The 12,345-nt window shown below is 38.6% G+C and carries 18 protein-coding genes; 12 read left to right on the top strand and 6 right to left on the bottom strand.

What is annotated here, in order from left to right; translation table 11 throughout:
* Window positions 1-21 precede the first annotated feature (21 nt).
* The 5 genes from AC1DP6_RS34015 to AC1DP6_RS33995 all read left to right on the top strand — a co-directional run bounded on the left by AC1DP6_RS34015 (window position 22) and on the right by AC1DP6_RS33995 (window position 2,324).
* Window positions 22-495: a hypothetical protein gene (locus AC1DP6_RS34015; RefSeq protein WP_477058867.1), complete on the top strand. Its 474-nt coding sequence runs from the start codon at window positions 22-24 to the stop codon at window positions 493-495.
* A 260-nt stretch (window positions 496-755) separates the two neighbouring features.
* Complete coding sequence (locus AC1DP6_RS34010; RefSeq protein WP_477058866.1) at window positions 756-1,292, top strand: N-6 DNA methylase; 537 nt, start codon at window positions 756-758, stop codon at window positions 1,290-1,292.
* 59 nt (window positions 1,293-1,351) lie between these two features.
* Window positions 1,352-1,642, top strand: a complete 291-nt coding sequence (locus tag AC1DP6_RS34005) for a hypothetical protein (protein WP_477058865.1) — start codon at window positions 1,352-1,354, stop codon at window positions 1,640-1,642.
* Window positions 1,643-1,702: 60 nt separating this feature from the next.
* The gene (locus AC1DP6_RS34000; protein ID WP_477058864.1) at window positions 1,703-1,954 is read left to right on the top strand and encodes a hypothetical protein; all 252 of its coding nucleotides are present in this window, start codon (window positions 1,703-1,705) and stop codon (window positions 1,952-1,954) included.
* Window positions 1,955-2,144: 190 nt separating this feature from the next.
* Window positions 2,145-2,324: a hypothetical protein gene (locus AC1DP6_RS33995; protein ID WP_477058863.1), complete on the top strand. Its 180-nt coding sequence runs from the start codon at window positions 2,145-2,147 to the stop codon at window positions 2,322-2,324.
* 97 nt (window positions 2,325-2,421) lie between these two features.
* Here the strand turns inward: AC1DP6_RS33995 and AC1DP6_RS33990 are convergent, their stop codons facing one another.
* A complete protein-coding gene (locus AC1DP6_RS33990) occupies window positions 2,422-2,766 on the bottom strand; it encodes a carboxypeptidase-like regulatory domain-containing protein (RefSeq protein WP_477058862.1) in 345 nt (114 codons plus the stop codon).
* A gap of 310 nt (window positions 2,767-3,076) precedes the next feature.
* Here AC1DP6_RS33990 and AC1DP6_RS33985 point away from each other — a divergent pair, with 310 nt between their 5' ends.
* A complete protein-coding gene (locus AC1DP6_RS33985; RefSeq protein ID WP_477058861.1) occupies window positions 3,077-3,379 on the top strand; it encodes a hypothetical protein in 303 nt (100 codons plus the stop codon).
* A gap of 99 nt (window positions 3,380-3,478) precedes the next feature.
* On the opposite strand, the gene AC1DP6_RS33980 is transcribed toward AC1DP6_RS33985, so the two are convergent.
* Entirely contained in the window at window positions 3,479-3,724 is a 246-nt protein-coding gene (locus AC1DP6_RS33980; protein WP_477058860.1) for a hypothetical protein, read from the bottom strand.
* A gap of 165 nt (window positions 3,725-3,889) precedes the next feature.
* On the opposite strand from AC1DP6_RS33980, the gene AC1DP6_RS33975 reads away from it, so the two are divergent.
* The 4 genes from AC1DP6_RS33975 (at window position 3,890) to AC1DP6_RS33960 (ending at window position 7,143) form a co-directional block, all read left to right on the top strand.
* Window positions 3,890-4,426, top strand: coding sequence for a hypothetical protein (locus AC1DP6_RS33975; RefSeq protein ID WP_477058859.1), 537 nt, complete (start codon window positions 3,890-3,892; stop codon window positions 4,424-4,426).
* A gap of 191 nt (window positions 4,427-4,617) precedes the next feature.
* On the top strand, window positions 4,618-5,049 hold the full coding sequence (locus AC1DP6_RS33970) for a LexA family protein (protein ID WP_477058858.1): 432 nt from the start codon (window positions 4,618-4,620) through the stop codon (window positions 5,047-5,049).
* Window positions 5,050-5,051: 2 nt separating this feature from the next.
* The gene (locus AC1DP6_RS33965; protein ID WP_477058857.1) at window positions 5,052-6,314 is read left to right on the top strand and encodes a Y-family DNA polymerase; all 1,263 of its coding nucleotides are present in this window, start codon (window positions 5,052-5,054) and stop codon (window positions 6,312-6,314) included.
* A 25-nt stretch (window positions 6,315-6,339) separates the two neighbouring features.
* Window positions 6,340-7,143: an SOS response-associated peptidase family protein gene (locus tag AC1DP6_RS33960; protein WP_477058856.1), complete on the top strand. Its 804-nt coding sequence runs from the start codon at window positions 6,340-6,342 to the stop codon at window positions 7,141-7,143.
* Window positions 7,144-7,293: 150 nt separating this feature from the next.
* On the opposite strand, the gene AC1DP6_RS33955 is transcribed toward AC1DP6_RS33960, so the two are convergent.
* From AC1DP6_RS33955 to AC1DP6_RS33940, 4 genes are all read right to left on the bottom strand, one after another.
* Entirely contained in the window at window positions 7,294-7,659 is a 366-nt protein-coding gene (locus tag AC1DP6_RS33955) for a helix-turn-helix domain-containing protein (RefSeq protein ID WP_477058855.1), read from the bottom strand.
* 41 nt (window positions 7,660-7,700) lie between these two features.
* Window positions 7,701-8,006 (bottom strand): type II toxin-antitoxin system HigB family toxin, encoded by a 306-nt coding sequence (locus AC1DP6_RS33950; protein WP_477058854.1) that lies wholly within the window; start codon window positions 8,004-8,006, stop codon window positions 7,701-7,703.
* A gap of 2,171 nt (window positions 8,007-10,177) precedes the next feature.
* Window positions 10,178-10,510, bottom strand: coding sequence for a hypothetical protein (locus AC1DP6_RS33945; RefSeq protein WP_477058853.1), 333 nt, complete (start codon window positions 10,508-10,510; stop codon window positions 10,178-10,180).
* A gap of 4 nt (window positions 10,511-10,514) precedes the next feature.
* On the bottom strand, window positions 10,515-11,156 hold the full coding sequence (locus AC1DP6_RS33940) for a hypothetical protein (RefSeq protein ID WP_477058852.1): 642 nt from the start codon (window positions 11,154-11,156) through the stop codon (window positions 10,515-10,517).
* Between the two features lie 272 nt (window positions 11,157-11,428).
* Here AC1DP6_RS33940 and AC1DP6_RS33935 point away from each other — a divergent pair, with 272 nt between their 5' ends.
* Window positions 11,429-12,043, top strand: coding sequence for a recombinase family protein (locus tag AC1DP6_RS33935; protein ID WP_477058851.1), 615 nt, complete (start codon window positions 11,429-11,431; stop codon window positions 12,041-12,043).
* Between the two features lie 77 nt (window positions 12,044-12,120).
* Window positions 12,121-12,345: hypothetical protein (locus tag AC1DP6_RS33930; protein WP_477058850.1), on the top strand; the 225-nt coding region annotated here is incomplete at its 3' end.

Here is a 12,345-nt window from a genome sequence, read left to right as displayed (position 1 = left end):
TTTAACCTTAAATATCTTTTTATGAAATGGTTCAGCGCATGTTCAACAATTGATGAAGTTAGGGATTTATACAGAAAACTTGCAAAGGAGCACCACCCGGACGCCGGAGGACAAACAGAGGTAATGCAGGATATTAATAATGAATATGCATTTGCCAGTGCTACTATATTGAAAGGTGGTAATCTGAGCGAATCGAAACTTGAAGAAGAATTACGATTTACAGAGGAATACGCCGCCGCCATCGACAAAATAATTAGCCTCCCGGGAATTATCATTGAATTAATAGGGCGTTGGATATGGGTAGGCGGTGCAACCTATCCTGTCAGAAAACAGATAAAAGCAGCTGGTTTTAAATGGGCGGAAAAAAAGGAAAAATGGATTTTTAGGTCTGAGGACTATAAAAGCAGAGGCAGAAGCAATAAAACTTTGGATGAAATCCGCGGAAAATATGGCAGCCAATTAATTAACCAGAACTACCGTAAAGCAATTAATTAACCCGAAACATCCTATCTCCCGGCGGCGCCCCCGGTAAAGAGGCGCTTAATAAGCATAAATATTTTAATATGTATGATTTCAAACAGTTTAACAGCTGCTTTGCAGCCCTTTCTATGCACGTATCTAAACACGAAGCTTTTAGTTTGTTTTTAGATTTCTGCCTGATGGTTTTTGACCCCATTAACAGGCACAGGGCCTTAAGTGAATACAGCGACAATAAAAGGATAGCGAATAAGAATACACCTCAACTGCTTTTAGAAATGTTTAGCATAATCGGTGACCTTTCAGATAATGGTGGGGAAGGTTTTGGGGATCCACTCGGAGAGTTTTTTACTATTGAAATAACCAACGGCCACAACGGCCAGTTTTTTACGCCCGAACCTATTTGTGACATGATGGCCATGTTTCAGGGAGAATCCCAGCCGGGGCAGTCTGTGTTGGATCCCGCCTGTGGAAGTGGCCGCACCCTCCTATCTAAAGCGAAAAGAAACCGCTTTTTAAGATTTTTCGGGGCAGACGTAGACCACATTTGCGTAAAAATGACCGTTTTAAACTTCCTGTTTAACTCTCTTTCCGGAGAAGTTGCACACATGAATACTTTGAGTAATGATTTTTTTTGTGGTTATAAAACCTTTACCGTGTTAGGGTCAGACGGGATGCGGTACCCATATTTTACCAAATTCACAGACCCGAACGAAAGCTATATCTGGCTACGCCCGCCAGCTGCACAGCCTTCCTCAGAAGTACCGGAATTTAAGCCCGCGCCGCCTGCAGGGCAACAAGGATCTTTATTTTAATATTTACAAAAAATACTAAAAATAAAAAAAATATTAATCATACTAAAAATATAAAAAACATGAAAAATACTAAAAATGTTATTTCATCACTTAGTGTATTAGGATCCTGCCGAATAATTGATATAGCAGTAAATGAAATACCAAGGGAAGTAAGGGAAACACTTATTTACTACCTCACTTCTTATCTGGATTCCAGCGATTTAATGGGAGAAGATCTCTATCGGTTAGATGATTGGCAGGAATGTTTAGAAAAACTCCCTGATTGTGCCCCCGGGATTGAAATAATTAAACGAATGCATCTACTCTGTAAAAGGCAAAATGCAGCTTATGTCCGGCTTGTAGTTGAATAATATATTTTAACTATTTTTTATCATATTAAAAATACTAAAAATACTAAAAATACTAAAAATATGGAAACAGATACATTCACGCAACAGGAAGTTGATTATCAGGTGATGATTAGCATTATTTTGTCTGATCACTACATTTTAGGTGTCTGTAATACTCTAAAAGAAGGTTATAGAGCTGGTGTTGATATGATAAGAAAATGGGCCGCCGCTTTTCAAAAAGAACACCCTTTATACGAAGTTGAACCAGATGAACTGTTAAAGACCATTATTCAGTGGGGCGCCGACAAGTTAAAGGTATTACAACAATTATAACTATTTTTTAAAAATACTCATCATTTTAAAAATATTTATCATACTGAAAATACTAATCATACTAAAAATATAAAAAATTGTTTTGCCCAGCTCTATAGCCTCGATAGGGCACAATTTCGAGGCCTTCCGGGCAGCAATAAACATCACTGGATTATGGATTTCTACTTTGTCACCCGAAAAATTATACTTTATGATTGATGATATAGAAGAATTAATTGCGCGGTATTATAGGTTAATGCTTATCATTTCCTTTCTCATTGGCTTATTGCTCGGTGCTGCACTGGCATTAAATTATGCAAACCAACAGTTATTGGAGATTTTGGAAAAAGCATCTGCAACTCTAATGAAACAAGCAATAACAAGGTTATAATAGAAAAGCCGCCCAGCGGCGGCTTTTCATCCCCTATGCACACTCTTAAACGTCAAGGTTAGCGTTTCCGCTTGTATATAATTCTACTTTTCTATTATCAGCGGGTAATTGTGTTGTTTTTCAATATGATGGTTTTAATATTTCTCTGTGGTAGTTGTTTTTCGGTAATGATTAATAGGTTTTCTTCTGCACCGTACCCATTAAGTGAAGCTATCAAGTGGTAATTACCGATAGGGGCAAGAATAGAAAATTTTCCATCATTATCTGTTACTGTGTTTTTTATGGCGATGCCATCACCGCTATAGAGAGTAACCAACACTTTTGAAAGGTAAACGGCTTTACAATCCTTAACAGTACCCTTTAAAAGGATCTGTTTTTGTGATTGACTGAAACACACTGTAGTAAACAGTATAAAGCAGAGCGACAATATAAAATGTTTCATAAAGAAGTTTAAAAATGGGGGCTTCGATCCCTATAATCGGCCCCCTCTACCATCCATTTATTACCATTGCTAAATAAACACATAACAAATTTTCAACGGTTAATGATTACACAAAATGAGCGTATTAACTAATTTTTCACAACTTTACTTTTTCTACAGACCGCCACCCGGGAATATTCGCGCGGCCCAGCTGTAGTACTTCGATTATTCGCCACCGCGAGGCCTCACAGACTGTATAACCCTGTTATTATATTTGTTACATTTATCCCCCCGGAAAGTGTTAACATTCGTAATTCCCAAAACTAACACAATGGAAAAACTGACAATAGATTATAAAACCATCGACAGATATGCTTTACAGTTTCGTCCCTTTGATGTGGAGGACTTTAAAAAAACATGTAGAGCAGCTATTCCTGATGCAAGCAATACAGCAGCATGGTACATAGTTGTGAGCTGTTCTATTCAGCCAGATGGCACCCTTCAATGTTATTTGAAGGGAAGTCCGGGCGAGCGTATAGCACACCAGCCGTACAGACCTGATGGGACACCGATCATAGAAGGAGATCCCCGGTATTGTAAATCCCCGGAGAGCATTACACTAATGAGTTACTAATGATGTAATGAACATTACACTTTATTGTGAGGAACTATATTTATTGGCACTGATGTAATGTTCATTACATCAGTGCCAGGTATCGGGACCAATAGATCTTTAATCGGAAAGTGTCGTATTCATTGAATCATCCGTTAAAGATTCCCGGGCAACCTTAACAAAAAGTTTTTCTAATTCAGTTAAACTTGGATCTGCTTCTAATTCTATTATTTTAGCCTCTAATTCCCCTTCCTGTAGATCAAGGAAATGCTTGATGAAGAAGTCCACACTCTTTTTCTCCCATATTTTTGTTGCGGCGTACTCTTTTACATTAAATCTCTTTCTTAACATTGGAGGCTTGCTCATACTGGCAGATTTTTGTTTGTTGATTCTCGATTACAGAAGGAGCAATTTATTCATTACTGCAAATCAAACTTGAAATCTAAACGGAATTTTTTTCTGCTTAACATATATGTGATTTTTCCGAAGTATGTTAATTTTCGTTAATACGCTCATAGTAAGATTTTGTAAATGATTGGACGCACGGTAAAGTATACTATTGCGATATTCTTATATCCGCAGTGGCGACTACCGCTGCCCCTTTCATTTAAAAAACTGTTCTCTGTGTTTAGATGTACGTTTTTATTAGTATGGCTGATAGCCTTAACAGGTCAGGCTAAAGCTCAAAAAATTAAGGCAATAGAGCTAAGACTTGTAAGTAGGGACTTATCGCGGGAAACAGCAGATCCGTTAAATATTTATATCGAAAATGATTCTCAGGTGCTGGCATCCAAACAACAATATTTTGAATGGAAAACATCATTCCCCCCAATCATCAAAATGCAGCTATCGCAGGGAATATCCTTAGAGAAATTTGAGAGCTGCAAATTAAAAGTGTTGCTCAAAAAAGGGAGAGAGGCGTATAAATTTGATTGCGTTATTAACGTTTTTGTAGAGGGTCAGAAAAAGCCAATAAAACGGCGAGTTAACGATCTCAATTTTCCGGGATCGGTTTTTCCTTCAAAACAACAAGATTCTATTATCTACCCGTTAGCGGTGAAACTATAACATCAAGAGGGGCAACATAGCACAGTCCTGTTGCCTACTGGTGACAGGGCTTTTTATGTAATTTTTGGGGAGCTGGGGGCTATAATAAATATCACCCAAACAAATTTGTCCAAATCAGCTTTTCGTCACCCGAATAAAAAACTAATATAATTAGTAAATAATCCCCTAATTTTACTAAAAATATTAGTACAGTGAAAGAGGTTTGGCGAATAATTAACGATAGTAAAATTTTACTACCTGTCATTGCGGGCAGCCTTCCTGCTGGCTTTCCTTCACCTGCAGCCGATTATATTGAAAATTCCATAGACCTCAATACACTACTGATCAGCAATCCAACGGCAACATTTTTTGCACAAGTTCATGGTGATAGCATGACTGGAGCATTCATACACCCTACAGCCACCCATCTGATCATTGATCGTTCACTTGCCCCCAAACACAGGGATATAGTGGTAGCAATTGTTTTGGGCGAATTTACTGTTAAGCGATATTTGATTTTGCCACAGGGCGTAATGCTTGCTGCAGAAAACCCGAAATTCAAGCCTATACCTATTTCAGAGGGTATTGATGCGGAAATTTGGGGGGTTGTTACCTACATTATCACGGAAGCCCAAAAGATATAGCCATGTATGCCCTCGTTGACTGTAATAACTTCTACGCCTCATGTCAGCGGGTTTTTGAGCCGCGTATCCGGCGCCTGCCGGTCGTTGTCCTTTCCAATAATGACGGGTGTATCATTGCGCGAAGCAATGAGGCAAAGGATCTCGGTATAAAAATGGGGGATCTGCCGTTTAAAATGTTGGATTTTTTGAACGCTAACAATGTTCAAATCTTCAGCAGTAATTACACCCTCTACGGTGATATGAGCGCCCGGGTTATGCAGATGATTGCAGCAGCAGCACCAAAATACGAAGTTTATAGCATTGATGAAGCCTTTATTGACCTACAGGGGGTGGCTATTAATGAACTGGAAGCCTTTGCTAAGCGTTTAAAGCGGAATATATTACAGGCAACAGGAATACCAGTTTCAGTGGGAATCGCCAAGACTAAAACACTGGCGAAACTGGCAAACAGATGGGCAAAAAAACATCCTGAGACAGGCGGGGTACATGTTTTAGAGGGTGATCAGAAAGTATCAGTAGCACTGCAGCAGACAATGGTAGGGGACGTGTGGGGTATTGGGCGCCAGTATGAGCTAATGTTGAATCGTCACAACATCACCACTGCCCTGCAGCTCTCGCTGACTTCTGAAAGCTGGATCCGAAAGTGTATGTCAGTGGTAGGCCTGCGTCTCGTGAAAGAGCTAAAAGGTCAATCCTGCATTTTACTTGAAGAAATGCAGCCTCCCAAACAGAATATATGTACCAGTAGGTCATTTCCGGAGATTATTACGGAAAAAGAAGATGTGCGTAAGTGGGTAATGACACACATGGCCAGCTGTGCGGAGAAGCTGCGGCGCCAGAACAGCTGCGCCAGTGCAATACATGTATTTTTACAAACAAATCCATTCAGAATGCAGGATAAGCAGTATTATAGGAGTATTACTATACCGTTGCTCACTCCTGCCAATAACACCCCTGAGCTGTTGTTCTATGCTGGAAAGGCGCTAAATACTATTTATAGAGCCGGATACAATTATAAAAAGGCAGGGGTAATGGTGCTGGATCTTGTGCCTGCCAGCCAGCGGCAGGGTAGCCTGTTTGATAAAGTAGATCGGCTACGGGCTGAAAAATTGATGAATTGCATAGACAGCACCAATGCAATATTTGGGAAAAACATTGTACGATACGCCTCACAGGGCTACGGGGAGAGATGGCAGCTTAAACAGGCCCGGAAATCGCCCTCCTACACTACACGCTGGGAGGATGTTTTCAAGATCAGTATTTAGAGTAAATTTATATAAAACTACATCTATGTGCTACCATATGCGCCGGCCCACGGAGGAAGAACTGTATAACTATGTTAACAGCACTAATTTCGCTATGGACTACCGATGGGAGGCGGACTTCACGATCACACATGAATACCCGGGGCTTAATGATGCTAATGGATGGGCGCACCCACATTTACCAGTGTTACTTAATACTGATGCCCATAATATACAGTATGTTACATGGGGCTTTTTACCCGGGAAGGTGAAGGATGAAGCAGAGGTGAAAGAACTTTATAAAAAATATTATGGGGGACTGAATTGTAGGGGAGATGATGCCTTTAGCGGACGATTGTATAAAAAAGCGATCATCGGCCAGCGTTGTATTGTACTCACACCTAATTTTTATGAAAATCGGCACGAAGAAGAAGAAGGGAAGACAGTAACAGTAAAATATCCTTTTAAGATAGGGCAGAAGGGTAAAGGAATGGTTGCACTGGCCGCTGTTTGGAATGATTGTTTTATTGAAAGCCTTGGGATAGCCCGCCGTACTCTTTCAGTGGTTACAACAGATGCAAACGCATCAATGGCCATTGTGCACAATTCTAAATTACGTATGCCCGCATACGTCCGCGCCGAACACTTTGGGCTGTGGCTGTCGCCAGATCCCCTGACGAAAGAGGAAGTTGATAGGGTAATTGTGCCCGCTGAAAACAAGGAACTGAGTATAGTACCCATAGATAAGTCCTTTAATGCTCAAAAGAAGGATCCTAATCAGCCTATTATTGAATATGAATATCCAGAATTAAAAGAAGCGCTGCAAAAGCTCCGTGAGCTGCAGGTGTAATCACAAGAGCCCTCTGTAATGAACCTTACAAAAGTAGAAAATTAGATTTCTACTACTCTGCAAAGTTAGGGTACGCGATGTTTAGGCAAAAAAAAACTGCCTGATTTCTCAGACAGTAAGGAAGTTTGTTTTTAAAAGGATGGATCTGGTTTAAACGCTTTCTAGTAGCATGTTTCCGTCAATTTGGTAACGGAGGTGAACTTCTCTAAGAAGCTCAACATTAGGAGCTGTTTTTCGGTTTAAAATATTACTTAAAAAACCTGAGCTAATGCCTAATTCAGTAGCTAACTGGTTTTGTTTCAGTTTCCGGGATTCCATCAAATAAGATAGAATTGCAGGGAAATCTGGCTTTAAAGGCATGGGAAACGCTATATTTTCCCACGCCTCAATAGCATCTGATAACTCGTCAAGTTTGGCTTCTTCTTCCGCTGTGTGATTTGAAATCCCTTTTTCTAAAAGAGTTTCCAGCTCAGTCATTGCGCGATAGTATGCCACCTTGGTTTCGATTTTACTCATATTTACATATGGATCTAAATAAATTCACAATCGAAGTTTCATTACATTGTGATCAAAGTCCCATTCTTGTTATGTGCATCATACTCTGTGTGTGTTAAAACCCCACGAACGTATAAACACTTATTCTTAAATTTTATTATCGCTACTAATCGGTAGTTATTACCTCCGATGTTAAAAACGTAGCGATCGTCTCCGATGTAGTCACAGGTCCTGTAAACTTCTTTCAATTCACTAAAATTACTGCAGGTTGCCTGTAAAATTTTACTATACCAATCGTTTAACGGGATAACGGCTGGTGGATGCTTTGCCCCAAAATCAACTATGGGACCGCGAGAAATCACTCTCATGTCTGGTTGTTAAATTTTTGAAAATACTCATATCGAAGGTTTGATTTACCCCTGCGGACGCCGCAGCATTAGTTTAAATTACCCAGACATTTTACAGCAGCGCTGGGATTTCGCTTCTTTTTCTATTTCTAATGCAAATATACGAAAACGATATTTACAAACAAAAATAAATTTCCATTTGTAAATTTATCTTTCAAATGGTAATTTTGAGCGGGATTAGCAGCTGTAATTCTACTTTATCTGATCAGTACGCCGTGAAAATGTTTTGGGCAAACTTCTCAATTTAAAGGCCTAAAATATTGTATTGATTATCAGCAAGTTAAATGGTTGGTAAATCCGTGATTTTGTTTTCGTTTAGTTATTATTTACTTTTTGCCCATTTTAAGGCTCATATTCAGCTTTTGTCCACCAAGCTATCTGAGTTATCCACAAATTGTAAAACTGCGCAAATGGGGCTGTAAATCACTTTTTTTTTGGTGGGTGAAAATCAAACTATTAACTTCGCAGTTATTCTGACGTTATCCGGGATAAAGGCAACGGGAAAAAATATTTATAGCAGAGAGTGCTATATAAAGAAAAAGGCCGGACTGTCTAATCCCCGGCCCTTTTTAGAAAATGGTAACATCTGAAAAATGCCCGAAAGGGCATGACATGGTAGTGATTTATTGCCGCAGTAGGCGGTATAAAGGAAAAGTTTACTACCCGTCAAATGGAAGAACACATTTTAGGTTTTACGTCTGTCCGATTTGTAAAGGACAAAAAAGCTAGAAAATGTGTAAACAATCAAGCTCCTGTTCCTGCAGGGGCTTTTTTGTTTTATGAATGTAACGCAAAGGTCGTAAACTTTTGCAAATATTTTCGCAAAAATATTTAATTATTTTTTTACTAAACCCGTAACCACGGCGGAATTTGTCCTATGGCTGGTTCGCTCATACGAACCTTGTCTATAAGTACACTGGCTGGGGTTTAGCTGATTTTCCGTTTATTTTTCACCTACTCCTACAAACAAAAACCAAATTTAGCAGCTTTAAGAGCTGCCGTGTAATCCTCTAATGTAATGTTCCTTACAGAAGTAGAAAAGTAGACATCTATAAAAGTAGAAGGGCTGTTTTTAATCAAACCGATCTGCAATTCTATATTTGTAAATAACTGTAATTATTTTTATAGATCGATGAGAATTGTATTTCAGCTACTCTTTTAAGGATTAGTGACTGTCCGGTTCCAGCACGGAATACCCTGTCTATATCCTGAATGGTTGAAACGTGGATTAATGGCATATCTAATAGGGGATCAGTGGAAAGGAGCCATTGAGCATAAATGTATTTTACACCCAAATTCAAGAGGTTGCAACTCAACCTGTAATAATTGCAGTGAGGCACATAATTAAAACCATGGGATAACAAAATTTCATCGTTTATCATAAGTTATATATTTATTACAAATATATGACTTTTTTTATTAATGATTTTCGTATGGTGTGACTACTGCTTACGTGCAATCCAGTATCAAAAATGACCCTTTTAAGATAGGCAGGAATCTCACGGATCTTTACCCCTTATCCATTTTGCCGCCATCGTACAGGCTACTGTACCTCCTGATCCAACAATACCAGCACTGAGAACCGATATTTCCCCACTTTTCAGAGCAAAAATAACTATGCCGCCAATAACCATGCTAACAAGGAGATAAAACCCCAATAGTATAAGTAAATTGCGCGTATTACGGCCACTGCCTCCTTCACTATTAAATTGCATCTTACGGAGCGTCAACACTTAGACGCTCCTGTTTTCGTTTTCTTTTCATTGAGTATTAATTTATAAATAAGGAGATGACTGAAATAGCAAAGCCACTAATGGTATTGTAGTGGTATCCCGTTTTGAAATCCCGTATTACCTATTTGTATTATACTCAGATTTTCGTTTTTGTTTCATTTGGTAACCAACAAGACTTGTGTGTGATTTTTGCGGTTAATCTATTTGCTAACAAACAACGTTTTGGTACTGCTTTTCACTACCGATCTATATTTAAGTGAAAAAAGTATTGGTAATTCCCCTATGAAAGAGATTACAGAAAACTGATTGGTAATCTGTAATTCTGTCGGGATTATAGACTTTAACTTATTTGCCAAGCAAGAGCCATGAATCTAGTTTTAAATAGTTTCGTTTCGTATTTCAATGTATTTCCCCTTCCGAAGAATCTAGGTCTGAATAGTCATCCTCCTTATCATCTTCATGTTCGTCAATTTGAATACTATATATATGCGTCATAATTATTGTATTCATAAATTTTCCAAAATGCTCTCTTAAGGTTATAAAAACTTCTCCTGGAGCCCGGTCGGTTTCATAATATTGTTGAAAAAAGCTTTTTGTGATATTTAGCTTTTCCATAATATTATCATCGGTAATTATGATTCCTTCAGCTTTGGCACTTTTTTTCAATTCATCAATAGTGCTACTGAACGCCTCATATCTTACATGATGTTCGCTGGAGTTGGGTTTATCCATATTATTAGTTTTGAGCTGCATAACATATTCTTGAACGATCATAATAAAATTGCCTTGTTGTAGGAATATTGTAAGGTTCATAGGTATAATAAGCATTTACAATCCAATGCCATGTGAATACAGTTTCAGGGCATGGTAACAAGGGTATACAATCCCATCCTACCTTATCAAAAACTTTAGCTATTCTCGTAACTTGTCTACCATTATCGGAGTAAGTGCCTACCGGATTTCGTATTCCAACATATACGTTATCAAAACGAATAATATTACCATTAAGCGAAAATTCTTTTGCGACTAAATCAAAATTCCATACAGCACCGCTCAAAAAAATTTCAGGATCAGTCGGATCAGTACCAGGAGGCAGGGGAGGTGTTAGAAACTCATCATGTATATTGGTTTCTATCTCATCATTAATAGTTTCTGTTCTCAATCCTCTCGTGAACACTGTATCATTAGCAGTTTTAACCTTTTTTATTTTTACTATTTTTCCATTTGGATATTCAATCTCAATGGAATCACTATTATAACGATCATGAATCTTCCAAACCTCAACTTTCGGGGTTGAAATAGATTGATCATTCTGTTTGTTACAACTAAACATTAAAATTGAAAATAAGATAAAAATTAGGGCGATGCTTGTTTTCATATAGTATATTACATTAATGTGTTTATAGTTACGGGTTTAACTTAAGTACAACCAAATATTAAATAGGGTGACTTTAAATAGCAAAAGACTCGAAAGTAACACGTTAGTTGTATTATTTTTTATAAAATTCTAATTACACAAAACTGATCAGTTTTCTGTAATCTTTGCAACCATTCTTCCGGATGATCTGCTGATAAAAAAAACATTACATTAAACCTTTACACTATTTCAAATTACACTATATTCGTTGGCGTAGAGTAAAATGTAATTTTATGCAGTTTGGTTATGCGAGAGTATCAACGCGGGAACAGGATTTAACAGTCCAATTAGAGGAACTGCAGAAAGCAGGGTGTGAGCGCGTATTTTCAGAGAAGAAAAGCGGGGTAGTAGACCGGGAAGAATTTAATAAGATGGTGGAGCAGCTGCGCGACGGCGATGCTGTTTGTGTAACTGAGATTTCCCGTTTAGGGCGAAAAACAGCCGATCTTATAAGGCTGCAGGATGATCTTCATAAACAGGGGATTCATTTTGTAAGCATTCGTGAGGGGATTGATACCCGCACAGAAATGGGGAAGCTGTGGTATTATATCTGTGCAATCTTTGCAGAGAATGAAAGGAAATACACTAAGAACAGGAGTGATAGGGCCAAAGATTCCGCAAGAGCAAGGGGGATAAAAGGAGGTAGGCCCCGTGGACTATCAGATGAAGCCAAGAAAAAGGCGTTAATGGTACAGGTACTTTATAAAGAGGGTCAGCCTGTGGAAAGTATCAGAAAGGCGCTGAAAATAGGCAGCAACGCTACTTTTTATAAATACCTTGAATATGCAAAACAATCTCCTGAAACACCTATATCAAAGGGCATACGCGCTTTGTTGGATAAAAAATGATTTCTCTAAACGTTCTTTATTTGTTTCAAATGCAGCGATGCCCAGTGGTAGGGCCTTAATTTAGCTGGGTATAATTCATGTCTGCACAAAGTTCGGGCGGATGGTCGGAAAGTGCATCAACGAAGCCGTTTCTTAAAGCAGTACCAATTAAGTCAGGGGAATATCCTGCACCAGCTACATCAGAAGGGCAGCGGCATCTTCCACGCATTTACAACGGCAACGAAGTGCACATTTGCGACCCTTGCCGCCCGGCGAATGTTCCATCATTAATTATTAAAATAATTACTATGGGAAAGTTAACT

Source organism: Chitinophaga sp. 01L420 (assembly GCF_056399985.1).
Note: the sequence above shows the minus strand (reverse complement) of the source record. Positions and strands in the feature narration are given on the sequence as shown.

Bases quoted from the DNA above. Each gene is read 5' to 3' on its own strand.
- AC1DP6_RS33990 (WP_477058862.1), bottom strand. From the start codon at position 2,766: ATGAAACATTTTATATTGTCGCTCTGCTTTATACTGTTTACTACAGTG.
- AC1DP6_RS34005 (WP_477058865.1), top strand. From the start codon at position 1,352: ATGAAAAATACTAAAAATGTTATTTCATCACTTAGTGTATTAGGATCC.
- AC1DP6_RS34015 (WP_477058867.1), top strand. From the start codon at position 22: ATGAAATGGTTCAGCGCATGTTCAACAATTGATGAAGTTAGGGATTTA.
- AC1DP6_RS34000 (WP_477058864.1), top strand. From the start codon at position 1,703: ATGGAAACAGATACATTCACGCAACAGGAAGTTGATTATCAGGTGATG.
- AC1DP6_RS33975 (WP_477058859.1), top strand. From the start codon at position 3,890: ATGATTGGACGCACGGTAAAGTATACTATTGCGATATTCTTATATCCG.
- AC1DP6_RS33985 (WP_477058861.1), top strand. From the start codon at position 3,077: ATGGAAAAACTGACAATAGATTATAAAACCATCGACAGATATGCTTTA.
- AC1DP6_RS33935 (WP_477058851.1), top strand. From the start codon at position 11,429: ATGCAGTTTGGTTATGCGAGAGTATCAACGCGGGAACAGGATTTAACA.
- AC1DP6_RS33965 (WP_477058857.1), top strand. From the start codon at position 5,052: ATGTATGCCCTCGTTGACTGTAATAACTTCTACGCCTCATGTCAGCGG.
- AC1DP6_RS34010 (WP_477058866.1), top strand. From the start codon at position 756: ATGTTTAGCATAATCGGTGACCTTTCAGATAATGGTGGGGAAGGTTTT.
- AC1DP6_RS33945 (WP_477058853.1), bottom strand. From the start codon at position 10,510: ATGGATAAACCCAACTCCAGCGAACATCATGTAAGATATGAGGCGTTC.
- AC1DP6_RS33960 (WP_477058856.1), top strand. From the start codon at position 6,340: ATGTGCTACCATATGCGCCGGCCCACGGAGGAAGAACTGTATAACTAT.
- AC1DP6_RS33995 (WP_477058863.1), top strand. From the start codon at position 2,145: ATGATTGATGATATAGAAGAATTAATTGCGCGGTATTATAGGTTAATG.
- AC1DP6_RS33980 (WP_477058860.1), bottom strand. From the start codon at position 3,724: ATGAGCAAGCCTCCAATGTTAAGAAAGAGATTTAATGTAAAAGAGTAC.
- AC1DP6_RS33940 (WP_477058852.1), bottom strand. From the start codon at position 11,156: ATGAAAACAAGCATCGCCCTAATTTTTATCTTATTTTCAATTTTAATG.
- AC1DP6_RS33955 (WP_477058855.1), bottom strand. From the start codon at position 7,659: ATGAGTAAAATCGAAACCAAGGTGGCATACTATCGCGCAATGACTGAG.
- AC1DP6_RS33950 (WP_477058854.1), bottom strand. From the start codon at position 8,006: ATGAGAGTGATTTCTCGCGGTCCCATAGTTGATTTTGGGGCAAAGCAT.